This window comes from Campylobacter sp. CCUG 57310, from assembly GCF_013201975.1.
Classification (GTDB): domain Bacteria; phylum Campylobacterota; class Campylobacteria; order Campylobacterales; family Campylobacteraceae; genus Campylobacter_A; species Campylobacter_A canis.
The window spans coordinates 1884632-1902226 of the sequence record NZ_CP053845.1 but is presented as its reverse complement, the minus strand read 5'-3'; the positions used below and the strand labels follow the sequence as shown (position 1 = coordinate 1902226).

Here is a 17595-nt window from a genome sequence, read left to right as displayed (position 1 = left end):
TTAAAAGCCAAATTTAAGGTTTGAAATGGACAGAAAAAAGCTCTTAAAGGATGTTCGCAAAATCGTCGTCAAGGTCGGCACTTCAACGCTTACTAAAAGCGACGGCAAGCTTAATGAGGATAAGATTAAAAAAATAGTTGCGAATTTAAGTGCGCTTAGCGATTTAGGATATGAAATTTTACTTGTTACCTCAGGTGCGGTCGGAGCGGGTATGGGGCAGTTAAATTTAACTCAAAAGCCAAAAGCTCTAAGCGAAAAACAAGCAGTTGCAAGCGTGGGACAAGTGGCTTTAATGCATCTTTATCAAATTCTTTTTTGGGCGCATTCAAAGACTATCGCGCAGCTTCTTCTTACAAGGGGCGATTTTAGCGATCGTCAAAGGTATCTAAACGCAAGAAACGTCTGCAACGCACTTCTTAATAAAAAGATAATTCCTATCATCAACGAAAACGATCCTGTCGTAAGCGACGAGCTGAAAGTAGGCGATAACGACACTCTTTCGGCCCTTGTGGCGGGTTTGGTTGATGCCGATTTGCTTATAATTTTAAGCGATATTAACGGGCTTTATGATAAAAATCCGAGCAAATTTAAAGACGCGAAACTCATAAATTCGGTAGAAAATATCGACGAAAGCATCAAAAATATGGCCGAAGGCGAGGGAAGTAAATTTGGCACCGGCGGCATGAAAACGAAGATAATTGCCGCTGAAATGGCTACTAAAATCGGCACAAATTTGATCATCGCAAGCGGAGAAGATCCTGCAAATATCTTGCGAGCAGTTAATGGCGAAGATGTGGGAACGCTCTTTTTGCGCCAAGATAAAAAGATAAATTCACGCAAATATTGGCTTGCTTACGGCACGTCTCAAAAAGGAAATTTGATAATTGATGACGGAGCCTTAAAGGCGTTAAAAAACGGCAAGAGCTTGCTGGCTGTAGGCGTTTGCGCAGTGCAAGGAGAATTTAAGCGCGGTCAGGTAGTGAAGATAACCGTAGGAAGCAAGCTTGTAGCAAAGGGTATCAGCAACTACTCATCAAGCGAAATTGCGCTCATAAAAGGGCGAAAAAGCGAGGATATAGAGGAAATTTTGGGACACAAATACGATGATAATGTCGTGCATATTGATAATTTGATGTTGGTTTAGGAGATAAAATGAGTGAAATTTTAGAAATTTGCCAAAAGGCAAAAGCATCTTGCGCCGAGCTTTTAAACTTAAGTGCAAGCACAAAAAACGAAATTTTAAGAGCCGTCGCAAGTGAAATTTTAGCTTGCAAAGAGGAGATAAAAGCGGCGAATTTGATCGATCTTGAAAACGGCGAAAAGTCAGGTTTGAGCGCGGCACTTCTTGATAGACTTAAGCTGAGTGATTCTAGGATCGAAGCGATGGCGCAAGGCGTGCTAGAGCTTGCAAATTTCCCCGATCCTATCGGAGAAATTTTAGATGGATGGAGGCATAAAAACGGCATGCAGATAAGCAAAATTCGCGTGCCTCTTGGCGTGCTTGGCATCATCTACGAATCCCGCCCAAACGTTACTATAGATGCCGCAGCCTTGGCGCTTAAATCCTCAAACGCCGTTATCCTAAGAGGCTCTGGAAATGCGATAAGCTCGAATAAATTTCTTGTAAATTTGTTTAATAGAGTCGCGGACAAATTCTCTCTTTCTAAAAATGCCGTGCAGCTAATTACAAACACGGATCGCAAGGCCGTAAGCGAAATGATAAAAATGCACGAATTTATCGATGTCCTAATCCCGCGCGGAGGTAAAAATTTAAAGGAATTTATCATCCAAAACGCAACGATTCCGGTCATAGAAACGGGCGCGGGAGTGTGTCATATCTATGTTGATGAGAGTGCGAATTTAAACGAAGCCATAGAGATTATAAAAAACGCCAAAACTCAGCGTCCAAGCACTTGTAATAGCGTTGAATGCGTGCTTTTACACGAAAAAATAGCCGATGAAATTTTGCCTAGCTTGATCGCTAAACTTGACAGTGTCGAGCTAAGACTTGATAGAAATTTATATGAAAATTTCGGCGGTTTTAGCAATGTGCGCCTTGCGAGCGAGGAGGATTTCGGAGAGGAGTTTTTAGACCTCGTTTTGGCGGTAAAATCGGTGCAGGACACTAGCGAAGCGATAAGCTATATAAATTCCCATTCAAGCGGGCATTCTGATAGTATCTTAAGCCAAAATTATGAAAATATCGAGAAGTTCTTAAATGCGGTTGATAGTGCGGTTGTGTATGCTAATGCCTCTACGCGATTTAGCGACGGAGGAGAATTTGGCTTTGGCGGGGAGATAGGTATCAGTACGCAAAAGCTTCATGCACGCGGACCGATGGGCGTAAAAGAGCTTACGACGGTTAAATATGTCGTTAGAGGAAACGGGCAAATTCGCTGATTTAGCAGACAACCACTACAAGCCGTAATTAAGAATATATGCGGCTTGTAGTGTTTAAAATTTTCTTGATGAGCGGTTTATTTAACCGCTTTCATTTTTATTTACAGCTACAAATTTGCCAAGATGAAGGCTTTGTGCGAGTTTATGACTTATGCAAGCGTTGTTTTATCGCACTTGCCGTAGAATTTCTCTTTGCAGTCTCCTAGCTCTTTAAATTCGCTATGAAACTTCTCGTGCAGCTTAAAAATTTCTTGTCCTATGCTCGTAAGCTCTATATAATACTCCTTAAATTTTGGCTCATCTTTTGACATATCGATGAAATTTTTAATCGCCGAATTGATTTTCTCAAGGGCACGAACAATATGTTCATCGTTTTGTTGAAGTAGATTATTATCCATATCTAGCCTTTTTGATTTATTTTTATAAAATTGATATATGTTATCATGATATAGACAAAGAGATGCTTAAAATCACTAAACAATACTTGCAAATTTTAAGAACAAGGCAAAACAAAACAAAATTTGGATATCATCGGTAAGTTAAATTTAAGGAGAAAAGATGAAAATAGGATTTATCGGCGCGGGGAATATGGGAAGCGCGATGATAGCGGCAGTTGCAAATTCTAAATTTGCTGATTTGGCGGAGATTTTCGTCTATGACAGAAGCAAAAACGAGAATTTAAAGTTCAAATTTGGCATCACTCCGCTTGCTAATGAGCGTGAAGTAGTGCAAAACGCAGATATAGTCGTGCTTGCCGTTAAGCCAAACTGTTATGAAAACCTCTTAAATTTGATCAAAAAAGATATAAAAGACCAGATTATCATTACTTTGGCGCCAAATTTCAGCATGGAAAAAGTAGCGAGCATAATCGGCGAAAACAAAAAGATAGTAAGAACCATGCCAAACACTCCTGCAGCGATCGGTGAGGGCGTGACGGCGGTAAGTTTCGGAGAAAATTTAAGCGCTCAAGAAAAAGATAGCGTGATGAACCTGCTTGCTTGCTTCGGCACGGCGCATGAGATAAACGAGTCGCTCATGGGGGCGTTTGTGGGTATTGCAGGAAGCTTGCCTGCGTATGTATTTGTATTTATCGAGGCTTTAGCCGATGCGGGAGTGCTAAACGGAATTCCTCGCGCCAAGGCTTACGAGATAGTTGCGGCAAGCATCGCGGGAAGTGCCGATATGGTGCTAAAAAGCGGCAAGCATCCCGCAGTGCTTAAAGATGAGGTCTGCTCGCCGTCGGGAACTACGATAGAAGCGCTTAGAGTGCTTGAAGAAAGAGGTTTTAGATCAGCCGTGATAGAGGCCGTAAATGCCGCTGCAGATAAGGCAAACGGCAAAATTTAAGTCTAAATTCGCAAGCTTGATCCGCTAAAATCATAAATAAACTTAAGGAGTAAGCCGTGAGTGTAAGTTTTAACATTAAAAACAAGAAGAAATTTCTAACTTACGCAGATGTTTTAAGTGTGGAAGAGTGTTTTAACATCTCGCCAAATATCACGCAATTTAGCTTTGATGAGAGCGGGGAGGACTTTGACGTGGAAGGCTTTTACTCTTCAAAGCTGAGTGATTATACCTGCTTGCTTTTAGGAGTTGACGGAGTAAGCGGGCGCGGGTTTGAGTTATCTTATGAACCCGAAATCAAAAGCTATAGCGTTCGAATTCTCACGCCAAGCACGAGCTTTGATTGGAAAATAGCTCTTGAATATATGAAAAATTTAGCCCATCGCATGGGAAGCGATATCGTAAGCGAAGAGCATGAGAAATTTAGCCCCGATGAGATAGAGAAATTTGACTATGAACGCGATATAAAAGCGGGGTTAAATGCGCTAAGAGACCATGATATGATGTATATGCAAGGCGTTTATAGGCCTGTTGCCATAAGTTCTAAGATGGCTGAAGAAATTTTAGCCGGCAGCGATGCGGTAAAAGAATTTGACGAGCTTGTCAAGCACACTCAATACCACGACGCTTTTAGCGCCAATCAGGCATTTTACAAAAAAGATGACGGCGCAGTGCTGGGCAGTTACGCCCTTACGCAAGAGCTTGATACTATCTTGCCTTATGAACCGATGGTTGAAAATATAAATCTTGATATAAAAAATGAAGAGATTGAGTGGGTTATATCGCTAGTGGCGATTGATGGCGATAGCGAGAATTTAGATGATTATAAGGTTATCGGCACGATTAGGTATGATGATTTTATATCAAATTTGCCTAAAGATAAATTTGAGTTTTTAGACGCAAATTATATGGTAGTCAAAGGGCTTTTGCGTGAAGAATTAAACGAGCTTATCTCAAAGTGTAAAAATAGACTTGAAGCGGAGGGCGAGTGATTGAAAATAATGAAATTTATCATTGCTGGTATCGCTAGCATGGGGCTTTTTGTGCAGGCGGCAGAAACAGAAAAAATCATAGCGCCTTTTATCTACGATGAACTTTCTTTTTCCGCAGAAGGGTTGATAAGCGTTAAAAAAGACGGCAAATACGGCGTTATAGATTTAGAGGGAAGGGAAATTTTGCCGTTTGTTTACGACTATCTTTCCCAATTCAAAGAGGGGCTTGCCATAGTTGCCAAGATAACAGATAGCGCCGCAAAATACGGCTTCATCGATAAGAGAGGCAAGGTCGTAATCGCCATAGAGTATGAGCCTGTTTTTCTTTTAAATAAAGGCGTTAGCGGCTTTTTGTTTAATAACGGCATCGCAAAAGTGTCAAAAGACGGCAAATACGGTTTTATAGACAAAAACGGAAAAGTCGTAACGCCTATAATATACGATCAAGCTTATTGGATAGATGATAAATTCGCCAAAATTTTTGAGTATAAAGATAGAAAAGCGGGTCTTATAAACACTTCCGGCAAGATTGTTTTGCCCGTAGAATACGAAGAGCATATTGTCGTTGATAAAAGCGGACTTTTCATAGCTAGAAAGCGTGGCGAGGAGAGGGCGAAATTTATAGATGAGAATTTAAACGTAGTCTTGCAGGGAGATTATTTAACCGGCGCTTTTAACGACGGACTTGCCAGAGTCGGCTTTCGCAAGCAAGGCTATATAGATAAAACAGGCAAGCTCGTGATAGATAAAATTTACGACACCGCCGCGGATTTTAAAAACGGCTTTGCCGAAGTTAGCAAAGGCGAAAAATGGGGTGTTATCGATACTAGCGGAAAGGAAGTTGTGCCTTTAAAATTTGATAACGCAACGATATCGGGCGAAAATTTTGTCATGGTCCAAAAATACAAAAGGCACTTAAACGGCGTAGTTGCAAGCCGTAAATTTGGCTTTACGGATATGAGCGGGAAATTTGTCATGGATTTTGAATTTGATGATGCCGATATCTTTAAAGACGGTTTAGCCGTAGTTGCAAAAAGCGGTAAATACGGCGTAGTGGATAAAAATTTCAAATTTATAATCCCGCTTGAATACGAAGCTATCGCAAATTTTAAAGACGAGATCACTTGGGTTAAAAAATCCGGCAAACAGGGCTTTATAGACAAAAATAACAAGATAGTTTTGCCGATAATTTATGATATGGCATATCACATACAAGCGGATATTTTTGCAGCCCAAAAAGACGGTAAATGGGGCATAGTAAAGCGCATTGACAGATGAAATTTAAAGCTTATTTTGCGTTTTTGATTTTAGCCGCTTTTGTTATGGCTTCTGAAATTTCGCCATTTGAGTCAGGCGGAAAATTTGGCTACGCCGATAAAAACGGCTTTGAGATTATCTCACCTAGATATGATTTGGCTTATGAATTTAGCGATGAAGTCGCCGTAGTGGTTGATGGTTGCGATAAGATTTGCAAGCACGGACTGATTGATAAAAATGGCGAGTTTATAATCCCTGCGATTTACGAATATGTCTTTTTACATAAGAGCGGGCTTGTTTTAATTGCGCTGGATGGATTAAACTGGGGAGTTGCCGATAGAAACGGCAAGATCTTGGTGCCTGTGAAATTTACCAAAATCAGCTTTTTAAGCAGTGGCGAGATAGAGGCGCAAAAGGGAAAGGCGACTGCTTTTTTTAGCCAAAACGGCGAATTTTTAAGCGGCGATATCGATGATAGCGATGATAGTATAGCAAGTATTATTTCAAGATACGCCACTTATCCAAACGAGGCTTTAGAACTTGGAATTAGCGGAAAAGTTGTAGTACAATTCACTCTTACTCCACACGGACAGATAAAAGATATCAAGATAAAAAATAGTTCGGGACATAAAATTTTAGACGATGCGGCGATTAAAACTATCAAAGAAATTTCAGCCAAATTCCCAAAGCCTAGCCGTGATACTCAAATAATAGCTCCGATCAGTTATAAAGTGTCCGGGTAATGTTTATAAGCAGTCTGAGATTGTTTTATGTAAATTTATTAAACCTGTTTAGCAATGTGAGAATTTTACTTATTTGATCGGATAGTAAGAATAAAACAGTTATAGTAAAAAAAGATAAATTTAGCGCCCGAAGACGCTAAATTTTAAAACGGTTTATAGACCATCATCCAGATGATGATGACCATAGCTATAGTAGGCACTTCGTTGTATGCGCGAAAAAACATGCCTGATTTGTTACAGCGTTTTTCGCGAAGCAGTTTCATGTATCTGCCAAGATCAAGATGGTATATCGCTAGCAGCACGACTACGGTAAGCTTTACATGCACATATCCGCTTTTAAGCAGGTCGGGTATTGCCACAAGTATCAAAATTCCAGTTAAAAACGTGCCGATGATAGAAACCCAGCCCACATAGTGATACATCTTATACTCTTGAACCTCAACTACTTTTACGAAGTCGGGTTTATCCATATGTTCTGCGTGATATACGTATAGGCGCGGTTGATAAAACAACACGGCCATCCACGATATGAACGCCAAGTAGTGAAAATACTTAATGAGATTATAGTATTCCGCCATTTACTCTCCTTTTATCTAAATAAAATTTCTTTTCTGGCTTCAAATTCGGCTTTGCTTATCCTGCCCTCTTCGTAAAGCTCATAAAGCCTTTTGAGCTGAGCCTCGAGATCTTGCTTTTTAAGCTCGTGTTTAAGTTCGTCTTTTTGCAAATTTTTCTCCACATAAACACCCGTAAGATATATATCAAACAGCCACCAGATACCCCAAATCAGCCAAAACAGCCAACCTATCAGTATCCAATATGTCATCGAGCCCATAAAAAACAGCGTCATCATAAAAAATCCGCTGATAAATTTGCCAAGATATATACGGTGCGCCCCGAACCAGCCGCAAAACAGCCAAAGTGCATAAGCGATATATACGTTATTTCCCATTTTTCATCCTTTTTAAGTTTTATAAATTTAAGCGAATTTGCATCAAATTTATAAAATTTAAATGCGACTCTACGGGTTTGCTAGTATCCGCTCGGCTTTTATTTGCCGGTACCTTTTGGCTTTTTAAAGCTTTGCCATAAGATAATACAAACCGCAACGTCAATCATAACATCTGCAAGGTTAAAAATAGCAAAACTAAACCACTTATGCCAATAAACATAATCCACAACTCCGCCGTGCACGAAGCGATCAAGTAGGTTAGAGCTGCCCGCACCAAGCAAAATTCCAATAGCTATGGTGTGATCTTTTAAAATTTCTTTTTGCCAGACAAGATATGCTAAAACTGCTGCGATAAGAGCTACTTGGATGAATTTAAGCCACTCACCAAGGCTTGCAAACATCGAAAAGGCAACACCTTTGTTAAACGCAAGTACCAAAGAGAAGTATTCTCCCTGCCAGGTAAAGCCGTTTAAGAAAATTTGCTTAACGAGCTGATCGGCTACAAAAACGACAAAAAAAGCTGCAAAAAATTTGATCAAAACTCTAGGCATTTAGAGCTTTAGTGAAGAATTTTTCCACTTCATCCATTCGTTTTTGCACTTTTTCAGGGCATTTTCCTTCAAGCAGAAGGCGGATTAAATTTTCGGTTCCCGAGTATCTAAATAAAGGTCTGATTCCGTCTTTTCTGAGATTTTCTTCGAGCGCTTTTAGCCCTTCTATACTCTCAAGAGGTTTTTTGTCCGCAACTTTTAAATTTAGTAAGATTTGCGGATAAGGCTTGATCTCGCTTAAAATTTCGCTTGCTTTTTTGCCTTGAGTTAGCATGCAAGCGATAAACTGCATCGCAGCCACGAGAGCATCGCCTGTTTTGGCGTAATCTGAAAAGATTATGTGTCCGCTTTGTTCGCCGCCAAAATTTATGCCGTTTTCTTGCATCATCTCAAGGACGTATTTATCGCCCACGTTTGCGCGAAGTAGCTTTATTTTATGCTTTGTAAGGTAGTCTTCAAGTGCGGCGTTGCTCATTACCGTAGCCACTACTCCGCCACCTTTTAGTGCTTTGTTTTTATGAAGATACATCGCAAGTACGCCAAGAAGCGCGTCTCCGTTTGCTACTTCACCCGTTTCATCAACTACAACAAGCCTATCGGCGTCTCCGTCAAAAGCAAGTCCGATATCGGCTCTTAATCTCACGACTTCGCTTGCTAAATTTTGCGGATAGAGCGCGCCGCAGTTTAGATTTATGTTGCTTCCGTTTGGCTCATCGTTTATCACGATGATTTCCGCGCCAAGCTCGCTAAATATCGTCGGAGCCACTCTGTAAGCCGCACCGTTTGCTACGTCTAAAACGACTCTTATTCCGTGCAAAGTCAAAGATTTCGGAAAGGAATTTTTGATATGAACGATGTAGCGACCGATAACGTCGTCAATTCTCTTTGAAGCGCCGATTTCAAGCATGTGTTTTTGGCTTTGAGCGATTAACTCATCGTCAAAATAAATTTTTTCTATCTCGGTTTCGGCATCTTCGGTTAGCTTGTTGCCGTGTTTATCAAAAAATTTGATACCGTTATCGTAGTATGGATTGTGGCTTGCGCTTATCATTATACCCGCATCACAGCGCATATCTTCGGTTAAAAACGCAATCGCAGGTGTGGGCATAGGACCGATCTGGCGCACGTTATAGCCGACCGCGGTAAGCCCCGCAACGATAGCCGTTTCTATCATATATCCGCTTCTTCTAGTGTCTTTGCCAAGCAAGATGGTATTAGTAACTTGAGCAAATTTACGAAAATAAATTCCAGCAGCCATCGCTAGCCTCATGGAAGTTTGCGCAGATAGCTTTGCTCCCGCCTTGCCTCTAACTCCGTCGGTACCGAATAGTTTCATATTTATCCTTCATAATTTAAAGGCTGTTTTGCCTTATCTATGATAAAATTTGTTGTATTCTATCAAAATTTCACAAATTTAAATACGTGAATTTTGACTGCTTTAAATTTCACTTAAATTAAGCGCTATTTAAAACTAAATTTTATATAATCACGGACTAAAATTATGAAAAAGGTATATTATGGCAAACCATAAATCTGCTGAAAAAAGAGCTAGACAGACGATAAAAAGAACCGAAAGAAACAGATTTTATCGCACAAGACTTAAGAATATTACAAAAGCCGTACGTGTAGCCGTAGAAGCTGGCGATAAAGAGACTGCTTTAAAAGCGCTAAAAGAAGCTAATAAAAGCCTGCATAGCTTTGTTAGCAAAGGATTTTTGAAAAAACAAACAGCTTCACGCCGTGTTGGACGCTTGGCGAAGCTTGTAAATACTCTAAACACAGCCGCTTAATCACTAAATTTTAAATGTTAGCTAATAAACTGCAACCGTTTTTGGATCGCTATGACGAACTTTCTCGTCTGCTAAGCGATCCATCAATAACTCAAGATATCGCAAATATGACCAAGCTTTCCAAAGAGCAATCAAGCATAGAAGATATCAGAAATGCCTCCAAAGATTATTTGCAAATTTTAGCCGACATTGACGAAAACAAACTTTTACTTGATGATGCTGAACTTGGCGAGCTTGCTAAAGAAGAGCTAAAGAGCCTTGAAATGCGCAAAGCCGAGCTTGAAGAAGAGATAAAAATTCTACTTCTTCCAAAAGATCCAAACGACGATAAAAACATCTTCCTTGAAATTCGCGCTGGAACCGGTGGAGATGAGGCGGCATTATTTGTAGGCGATCTTTTTAACGCTTATGTGCGCTATACCGAACTTCGCGGATATAAATTTGAAGTAGTAAGCCAAAGCGAGGGCAACACGGGCGGGTTTAAAGAGATAATATTGCTCGTAAAAGGAAACGGCGCATACTCAAGGCTAAAATACGAAGGCGGAACACATAGGGTTCAGCGTGTGCCTGAGACTGAAAGTCAGGGAAGAGTCCATACTTCAGCCGTTACTGTCGCAATCATGCCGGAGGTTGAAGATAGCGAAGTGGAGATAAATCCAAACGACTTAAGAATCGACGTTATGCGAAGCTCCGGACACGGCGGACAAAGCGTAAACACAACCGATAGTGCCGTGCGTATCACACATATCCCAACAGGACTTGTAGTAACCAACCAGGACGGAAAAAGCCAGCACAAAAACAAAGAGGCCGCAATGAAAGTGCTTAAAGCTCGACTTTATGAGATGCAAGAGGCTGAGCGCCTTGCAAAAGAGACTAGCGAGCGCAAGAGCCAAGTGGGCACAGGAGATAGAAGCGGGCGAATTCGCACCTACAACTTCCCGCAAAATCGCATAAGCGATCACCGCATAAATTTAACGCTTTATAGACTGGATGCCATCATGGCAGGCGGGCTTTTTGACGAGATAATAGAGCCACTTATCGCTCATCACCAAGCCGAAGCTATAGCTGCTGCCGGTCTATAATATCAAATTTATACTATTATCCTTTTAAACTTATATATCTTTGCATCATTATGATAAAAAATCATAAATTAAGTTTGTTTCTCATCCCTTTTTTGAGGCAATCAGCTAAAATTTGATTAGATTAAGAGTAAATAGACAATTATGCCTATTAAGTTCAGACTAGTTACATTTATTTAATATAAGTAAATTTTAATCTCAGACAAACTAAAATCAAAAATCATTAAATTTTAAATTCTTAAATGCATAAACTCCGTTTTTTACCCGCTTAAAAATTTTTCTATTTTCAAGTAGTTTTATCGTCTCTATGACAGTCGGTTTGCTTGAATTTGTAGCCTTGCAAATTTCTGCAATTGTGAAATTTATAAGTCCGTTTTCATCTAAATTCTGGATAAAAAACTCAATTATCTCAAATTTCTTTTCGCCGATTAAAGTGCCAAAAATTTCTCTTTCAAGCGAGTTCAAAATTTATCCCAAATAGCATATATCCACACTCCTGCACAAAGCGTGTTGCATATCATTACCGCAGCGCTTCCCGCGTCTTTTGCCACACCTGCAAGAGGATGAATTTCAGGGCTTGCAAGATCTACTATACGCTCAATTGCTGAGTTTATGCACTCGCAAACCAGAACCAAAACCATACTAAAAATCAAAAATAAATTTAAAATCGCGCCGAAATTCCAAAACAAAAGAGAGATAAAAGCGGGCAAAAATATATAAATTTCAAGCCTAAAGCTGCTTTCGTTTTTAAAAATTTCCTTTAGTCCTGCGATCGCGTAACTCCAATTTTTAAAGAATTTGTATTTTGGTTGATTTCTCAATTTTAGACCTTAAATTTTTGAATAATTATATCAAAATAGACTCTTAAATTTAGGTTGAGTGCGTATAATTGCAATTAAAAAGGACTGAATTTGAAACTGATTTCATGGAACGTAAACGGACTTCGCGCGGTCGCAAACAAAGACGGATTTAGTTGGCTTGATGAGGTTAAGCCCGATTTCTTAGGGCTTCAAGAGATAAAAGTAAAAGAAGCTGATGTGCCTAGCGAGATTTACAAGCTCGGATTTAGTGATGTAAGCGTAAATTCGGCCGTCAGAGCAGGGTATTCGGGTGTGATGAGTCTTAGTAAGTTTCCGGTAGCTACTCTAAAATCGCAGTTTTTTAACGATGATGAGGGGCGAGTTTTGGAGCATAGGTTTGGCAATATCGTACTTTTTAACATATATTTTCCAAACGGACAAAAAGATGATGAAAGACTTGCTTATAAGATGGATTTTTATGCGAAATTTCTAGCCTACTGCAATGAGCTTGTGCGTGAGGGTAAGGACGTGATATTTTGCGGTGATGTAAATACCGCTCACCGCGAGATAGATCTTAAAAATCCAAAGGCGAATTCTAAGACTTCAGGCTTCTTGCCTATTGAACGAGAGTGGATAGATGAGGTTATAAAGCACGGATTTATCGATACTTTTAGACAAATTCACGGCGATAAAGAGGATGCTTATTCGTGGTGGAGCTATAGATTTAACGCTCGTTCTAAAAATATTGGCTGGAGGATTGATTATTTTTTCATTTCGGCAAGCCTTAAAGATCGCCTTAAAGACGCATTTATACTTAGTGATATAACGGGAAGCGATCATTGCCCCGTGGGAATTGAGATAGAAATTTAATTGTCTTTTGTTTTGATAAATTCGCATTGCTTTTATGTTATTTGGTAAGGATTAAAATTCCTAGTTTGGCTAACTAGTCGGCTAAATTTAAGCGAGCAAGTTAAATTTAGCCCTAAACGCAAAAAGCTTGAAAATTCATATCAAATTTTAAATTAGCACCCAAATATATGGCTTTTTAAAAAAGACACTTTGAGATAAACTAGTTGCTTTAAGATCTGATAGTTTTAAAAAGTATCACCCAAATCGCAAGTAGCAGGTATATAGCAATGCCCATTACCATGGCCATAGTTAGTATCTTAAACACCTCTATCGTTTCATTGTGAGCGCCTGCCGCGTCAAGGTATGGCACGGCGAGATATCCGCCAACTCCGATTATCAAAAGTAAGAAATAGCACTTCCAAGAGAATATAAAATTAAACATTTCGAGCCTTTTTGCGCTTAAATTTTTACAATTATATTCAAATTTGGGTGAAATTTTATAGATATGCGTTAATAAATAGAGTTGTTTAAGTTTGGATTAATAATCTTAATTTTTATTTACCGATTTTAAATAATATATTAACGAGACTGCATTAAAATACCGAAATTTTAAATAAAATAAAGGATAAAAAATGAGAAAAGTTAATAAAATTTACAAGTCAAATAGTGCACATTGGGTCGGAGACGGATTTTTGGTTCAGCCACTTTTTAGTCACATGGGCGAAGATCGAGGTACCGATCCGTTTTTGATGCTTGATTACGCTGCACCTCAGGTTTTTAAACCGAATTTAACGGACTTTCCAAGAGGAGTCGGACACCATCCGCATAAAGGATTTGAGACCGTAACGATAGCTTATAGCGGCGAGGTCGCACATAAGGATTCAAGTGGCGGCGGCGGAGTTATAAAATCTGGCGACGTGCAATGGATGACGGCGGGTGCGGGCATAGTGCACGAGGAGTTTCACTCTTTGGATTTTAGCCGTTCGGGCGGACTTTTTGAGATGGTTCAGCTCTGGGTAAATTTACCTAAAAAGCATAAAAACACTCCCGCGAAATACCAGCACTTATCGCGCCAAGCAATCCCTGTGATCAAATTTGCAGACGGTGCGGGACAAGCAAGGATCATAGCGGGAGAATTTGATGGAGTAAGCGGAGCGGCAAGCACATTTACGCCGATGAATGTTTGGGACGTTATGATAAATTCCGGCAAAGAAGCGGTTATAAACGTACCTGCTTCACATTCGCTTTCTATGGTTGTTTTGCGCGGAGAAGCGATTTTTAACGGCAATGAAAGCGCAGGCGAGGCTCAGCTGGTAAATTTTGAAAAAGACGACGGTGAAGTGAGAGTAAAAGCAGCCGGACAAGATGTAAAAATCTTGCTTCTTTCAGGCGAACCTATAGATGAGCCGATTGTCGGATACGGACCGTTTGTGATGAATACAAAAGATGAAATTCGCCAAGCTATTGATGATTATAACAGCGGAAAATTCGGTAGCATAGGCTAAATTTTACCTATTGGTGCGGAGTTATAAAATAGTAAGCGTAAAATCAAAACGGCTTTAAATGAGCCAAGAACCCATGGTCTAAAAGATGGGTGATGAGAATTTTTACGCTTATACCTATGAGTATAACTCCGCCTAAAATAAGAGCCTTTTTTTCTAAAACTATACCTAAAAATTTCCCCGCATAACATGCCAAAACACATAGGATAAAGCAGATAGATCCTATCAAAATACTAGTATAAATGATGTCTATATTCTCAAAGCTAAATGTCACTCCGACAGCCAGCGCATCGATACTCGTAGCTATTGCGCCTATGGTTAGGACTTTTAGTCCTAGGTCATTTAAACAGGCTTCGTCTTTATGCTCTCTTGCTTCAAGTATCATCTTGATGCCCAAAAACGAAAGTATGCCAAATGCGACAAAATGATCTATGGAAGCTATGAAGCTTACGAAGGTTAGCCCTAAAAAATATCCTAAAAAGGCCATAAGAGCTTGAAAAAAACCAAATATAAAAGAGACTTTAATGACCCCCGAAATGGTTAATGCACGGCATTTTGCACCGCTTGCGATACTGAGCGCTACGCTATCCATGGCAAGGGCGAAAGCTAGTAGTAAAAGCTCCATAAATTCTCCTGAAAAAGGCTAATTTTACATTAAAACTAATTTTTTTAAGATTAAAATTCGGCTTTATTTGACGGAATTAAAATTTGATATTTTATGAGCGCAAATTTAGCGTATAAAGATAAATTTCAAGTGATGAAAAGCCAAAATTTAATATCATTTTATCTACTTACCAAGCCGAATTTATGCTTGCAGGGTTAAATTTAAAGGATGTTATTATGAAAAAAATCGTGATTTTGGCGCTATTTTTTGCTTTAAGCGCTTTTGGTACTGATTGGGGTAAGATGGTTGGAGACGGGCTTAAAGCCGTAAATCAAGCCTCTACAAAGAGCGATTATAAAAGCATGTTAAGCTCGGCTCTTGAGTATGCCGTAAAAGAGCTTTCAAATGACGGATTTATAAAAAACGCCACGGCTAAAATTCCGCTTCCGCCAAGCTTGCAAACGGCTGCAAATTTGGCAAAGAAAGTTGGCGGCGACAAGTGGGCAAACGAGCTGGTTGCTTCCATAAATAAAGCCGCAAGTAGCGCAGTTCCCGGAGCTGCCGATGTCTTTTCAAAAACTATAAAAAACATGAGTGAAGGCGATGTCAAAAAGATCATGAACGGCGGAAATGATAGCTTTAGTAAATTTTTGCAACAAAATTCAAGCAAGGAGCTTGAAAAGATATTTAAGCCGATCATTGAAAAGATGATGAGTCAAAACAGCTTTGCAACCGCTTATAACGGGCTAAATTCATTTGTAAAAAATTCTCTTGGCGGCTCGGAGAGCATGAAGTCGGTTAAATCGGTTGCCTCAAGCCTTGGTATGGGCGAATATGTAACAAACGATGGCGAGGATCTAAACGGATACATCACGAGAAAGACGCTTGATGGGCTATTTAAAGTGATGAGTGAAAATGAAAAGTCGCTTAGAAGCGATCCTGTGGGTTACGGCAAAAAAGCTATCGAAAATATCTTTAAATAACTTTTAGATTAAATTTAAGCTCATAAGATGACGAAAAAGATAAAGGAATTTAGCGCCGATCTTGCTCTTATAGTCGTTGCCGTCGTGTGGGGCGTGACGTTTTTACCGATGGCTGAAGCGCTTAAGAGCAACGGCGTTTTTGTCATTTTGTTTTGGAGATTTTTAATCTCAACTCTGCTAATGGGTTTGATTTCGATTAAATTTGTTAAGAAATTTGACTCAAATTCTCTTAAATTCGGCTCTTTGCTAGGCGTGTTTTTGTTTGCGGGCTTTGCGCTTCAAACATTTGCCCTTAAATACACTTTTAGCTCGACCGTTGCCTTTATCACAGGATTAAATGTAGTTTTTGTGCCTTTTATAGTATTTCTGTTTTTTAGGCAAAAAGTCTATGTTTATTCGTTTATAGGAGCCTTTTTATCGGCTTTTGGGCTGTATTTGCTAAGCGATAGCGAGCTTGGGTTTGGCAGAGGTGAAATTCTCTCCGTGCTTTGTGCCGTTGCTTATTCTGTTCATATCATATTTACGGGCGTTTTTGTGCGCAAATGCGAGCTTTATCAGATGGTTTGCATGCAGTTTTTGGTAGTAACCGCTCTATGTCTTTTTGCGGCTCTTGTTTTTGATACGCATAGCGTTTTGCCTGTGGCTAACTATGCATTTTTTAAAGCCGTTATCATAACTTCGGTGTTTGCGACCCTCTTTGCATTTTTTGTTCAGTCGGCGATGCAGCGCTATACAACTCCTATGAAAACGGCTCTTATATTTACTTTTGAGCCTGTTAGTGCGGGGCTTTTTGGGTATTTTGTTGGCGGGGAAATTTTAAGCTCGTGGCAGATTTTAGGAGCCTTGCTTATACTTTTTGGAATTATAATCAGTGAAGTGGGAAGCTACTACAAGAGTCAAAAAGCTTAAATTTCGTTATCTTACAGGCGCAAATTTTAAAAATAACCAAATTTAGCGTCTGCTTATAGCCGTAAATATAAAAAAGCAGATTGAGGCTATAAGTATTATGCTTGCTCCGCTTGTTAAGTTCGCTTCAAAGCTAAGCCAAAGCCCCGATATGCAAAACGCAGCCGAGATAAGAGTGGCGTTTAGCATCATTGCGCCAAGGCGTTTAGAAAAATTTTGCGCTATATAAGGCGGTATGGTAAGAAGTGCGATGACTAAGATAAGCCCCACTGCGCGTATCGTCATAACGACACTTAGCGCCATCATGCAGACTAGCACATAGTATAAAAGTGTGGTTTTTACTCCGCGAAGTTTGGCGAATTCCGCATCAAAACTAAGGGCTTCAAACTGCCTGTAAAGCAGCGTAACTATAAGCAAGATGACACAATCAACCGCCGCCATAAAGGCTAAATCGCTATCAGGCACCGCTAAAATCGAGCCAAAAAGATAGCTCATGAGATCTACGTTGTATCCGGGCGTTAGATCGATTAAGATAATGCCAAACGCCATTCCAAACGCCCAAAGTGCTCCGATAACCGAGTCCATTTTGCTTTTATCGTTTAGCGTGATAGTAGCTATCAGGAGTGCTAGAAATATCGCAAATCCGCTTGCTCCAAGAAGCGGCTCAAGCGAAAAGTAAAACGCCAGCCCAAGTCCGCCGTAAGCTCCGTGTGCTATGCCTCCTGCGATGAAAACCATGCGATTTATAACTACAAGCGAGCCGATAACTCCGCATGCGATACTTACTAAAAGCCCTGCCATAAGGGCATTTTGCATAAATTCCAAATTTAGCGCTTCTAGCAT

General features: G+C 39.9%; 22 protein-coding genes. 12 read left to right on the top strand and 10 right to left on the bottom strand.

The genetic code is table 11. From position 1 onward, the window contains the following. Positions 1-25: 25 nt before the first annotated feature. Positions 26-1144 carry a glutamate 5-kinase gene (gene proB / locus CORI_RS09600; RefSeq protein ID WP_173031786.1) on the top strand — a complete coding sequence of 373 codons (1119 nt, stop codon included), beginning with the start codon at positions 26-28 and terminating at the stop codon, positions 1142-1144. An 8-nt stretch (positions 1145-1152) separates the two neighbouring features. After that, positions 1153-2400: a glutamate-5-semialdehyde dehydrogenase gene (locus CORI_RS09595; RefSeq protein WP_173031785.1), complete on the top strand. Its 1248-nt coding sequence runs from the start codon at positions 1153-1155 to the stop codon at positions 2398-2400. A 149-nt stretch (positions 2401-2549) separates the two neighbouring features. Here the strand turns inward: CORI_RS09595 and CORI_RS09590 are convergent, their stop codons facing one another. Continuing rightward, the gene (locus CORI_RS09590; RefSeq protein WP_173030302.1) at positions 2550-2798 is read right to left on the bottom strand and encodes a chemotaxis protein; all 249 of its coding nucleotides are present in this window, start codon (positions 2796-2798) and stop codon (positions 2550-2552) included. A 160-nt stretch (positions 2799-2958) separates the two neighbouring features. Between CORI_RS09590 and proC the strand changes: the two genes are divergently transcribed. Genes proC through CORI_RS09570 form a run of 4 tightly spaced genes read left to right on the top strand, consistent with a single transcriptional unit; the run spans position 2959 to position 6736 of the window. Next, complete coding sequence (gene proC, locus CORI_RS09585; RefSeq protein WP_173031784.1) at positions 2959-3747, top strand: pyrroline-5-carboxylate reductase; 789 nt, start codon at positions 2959-2961, stop codon at positions 3745-3747. Between the two features lie 56 nt (positions 3748-3803). Beyond that, complete coding sequence (locus CORI_RS09580) at positions 3804-4736, top strand: DUF4299 family protein (RefSeq protein WP_173031783.1); 933 nt, start codon at positions 3804-3806, stop codon at positions 4734-4736. Positions 4737-4745: 9 nt separating this feature from the next. Next, positions 4746-6014: a WG repeat-containing protein gene (locus CORI_RS09575; RefSeq protein WP_173031782.1), complete on the top strand. Its 1269-nt coding sequence runs from the start codon at positions 4746-4748 to the stop codon at positions 6012-6014. Beyond that, positions 6011-6736, top strand: a complete 726-nt coding sequence (locus CORI_RS09570) for a TonB family protein (protein ID WP_173031781.1) — start codon at positions 6011-6013, stop codon at positions 6734-6736. Before CORI_RS09575 ends, CORI_RS09570 begins: the two co-directional genes overlap by 4 nt. Positions 6737-6879: 143 nt before the next feature. On the opposite strand, the gene hemJ is transcribed toward CORI_RS09570, so the two are convergent. The 4 genes from hemJ to glmM all read right to left on the bottom strand — a co-directional run bounded on the left by hemJ (position 6880) and on the right by glmM (position 9575). After that, on the bottom strand, positions 6880-7314 hold the full coding sequence (hemJ, locus tag CORI_RS09565; protein WP_169942910.1) for a protoporphyrinogen oxidase HemJ: 435 nt from the start codon (positions 7312-7314) through the stop codon (positions 6880-6882). An 11-nt stretch (positions 7315-7325) separates the two neighbouring features. Next, positions 7326-7688 carry an NINE protein gene (locus CORI_RS09560; protein WP_169976473.1) on the bottom strand — a complete coding sequence of 121 codons (363 nt, stop codon included), beginning with the start codon at positions 7686-7688 and terminating at the stop codon, positions 7326-7328. A 98-nt stretch (positions 7689-7786) separates the two neighbouring features. Beyond that, complete coding sequence (gene lspA, locus CORI_RS09555) at positions 7787-8239, bottom strand: signal peptidase II (protein ID WP_173031780.1); 453 nt, start codon at positions 8237-8239, stop codon at positions 7787-7789. Further along, the gene (glmM, locus tag CORI_RS09550; RefSeq protein WP_173031779.1) at positions 8232-9575 is read right to left on the bottom strand and encodes a phosphoglucosamine mutase; all 1344 of its coding nucleotides are present in this window, start codon (positions 9573-9575) and stop codon (positions 8232-8234) included. The genes lspA and glmM overlap by 8 nt, the downstream gene beginning before the upstream one ends. A 181-nt stretch (positions 9576-9756) precedes the next feature. Between glmM and rpsT the strand changes: the two genes are divergently transcribed. Together rpsT and prfA are read left to right on the top strand one after the other, a co-directional pair. Next, on the top strand, positions 9757-10029 hold the full coding sequence (rpsT, locus tag CORI_RS09545) for a 30S ribosomal protein S20 (protein WP_169942906.1): 273 nt from the start codon (positions 9757-9759) through the stop codon (positions 10027-10029). Between the two features lie 14 nt (positions 10030-10043). Continuing rightward, on the top strand, positions 10044-11111 hold the full coding sequence (gene prfA, locus CORI_RS09540; RefSeq protein ID WP_173031778.1) for a peptide chain release factor 1: 1068 nt from the start codon (positions 10044-10046) through the stop codon (positions 11109-11111). Positions 11112-11321: 210 nt separating this feature from the next. Here the strand turns inward: prfA and CORI_RS09535 are convergent, their stop codons facing one another. Together CORI_RS09535 and CORI_RS09530 are read right to left on the bottom strand one after the other, a co-directional pair. Next, on the bottom strand, positions 11322-11573 hold the full coding sequence (locus tag CORI_RS09535; protein ID WP_173031777.1) for a replication/maintenance protein RepL: 252 nt from the start codon (positions 11571-11573) through the stop codon (positions 11322-11324). Beyond that, entirely contained in the window at positions 11570-11929 is a 360-nt protein-coding gene (locus CORI_RS09530) for a diacylglycerol kinase (RefSeq protein ID WP_173031776.1), read from the bottom strand. Before CORI_RS09530 ends, CORI_RS09535 begins: the two co-directional genes overlap by 4 nt. 90 nt (positions 11930-12019) lie before the next feature. Between CORI_RS09530 and CORI_RS09525 the strand changes: the two genes are divergently transcribed. Continuing rightward, positions 12020-12778, top strand: a complete 759-nt coding sequence (locus tag CORI_RS09525) for an exodeoxyribonuclease III (RefSeq protein ID WP_173031775.1) — start codon at positions 12020-12022, stop codon at positions 12776-12778. Positions 12779-12986: 208 nt separating this feature from the next. Here CORI_RS09525 and CORI_RS09520 read toward each other — a convergent pair whose 3' ends face one another. Continuing rightward, on the bottom strand, positions 12987-13199 hold the full coding sequence (locus CORI_RS09520; RefSeq protein WP_169976459.1) for a hypothetical protein: 213 nt from the start codon (positions 13197-13199) through the stop codon (positions 12987-12989). Between the two features lie 190 nt (positions 13200-13389). Here CORI_RS09520 and CORI_RS09515 point away from each other — a divergent pair, with 190 nt between their 5' ends. Beyond that, positions 13390-14262, top strand: coding sequence for a pirin family protein (locus CORI_RS09515; protein WP_173031774.1), 873 nt, complete (start codon positions 13390-13392; stop codon positions 14260-14262). A gap of 43 nt (positions 14263-14305) precedes the next feature. On the opposite strand, the gene CORI_RS09510 is transcribed toward CORI_RS09515, so the two are convergent. Next, entirely contained in the window at positions 14306-14884 is a 579-nt protein-coding gene (locus tag CORI_RS09510) for a manganese efflux pump MntP family protein (protein WP_173031773.1), read from the bottom strand. A gap of 212 nt (positions 14885-15096) precedes the next feature. Here CORI_RS09510 and CORI_RS09505 point away from each other — a divergent pair, with 212 nt between their 5' ends. Continuing rightward, the gene (locus CORI_RS09505) at positions 15097-15846 is read left to right on the top strand and encodes a DUF4197 domain-containing protein (RefSeq protein ID WP_367889831.1); all 750 of its coding nucleotides are present in this window, start codon (positions 15097-15099) and stop codon (positions 15844-15846) included. Between the two features lie 27 nt (positions 15847-15873). Next, positions 15874-16755 (top strand): DMT family transporter, encoded by an 882-nt coding sequence (locus CORI_RS09500; protein WP_173031771.1) that lies wholly within the window; start codon positions 15874-15876, stop codon positions 16753-16755. A 42-nt stretch (positions 16756-16797) separates the two neighbouring features. Here CORI_RS09500 and CORI_RS09495 read toward each other — a convergent pair whose 3' ends face one another. Next, a complete protein-coding gene (locus CORI_RS09495; RefSeq protein ID WP_173031988.1) occupies positions 16798-17595 on the bottom strand; it encodes a metal ABC transporter permease in 798 nt (265 codons plus the stop codon).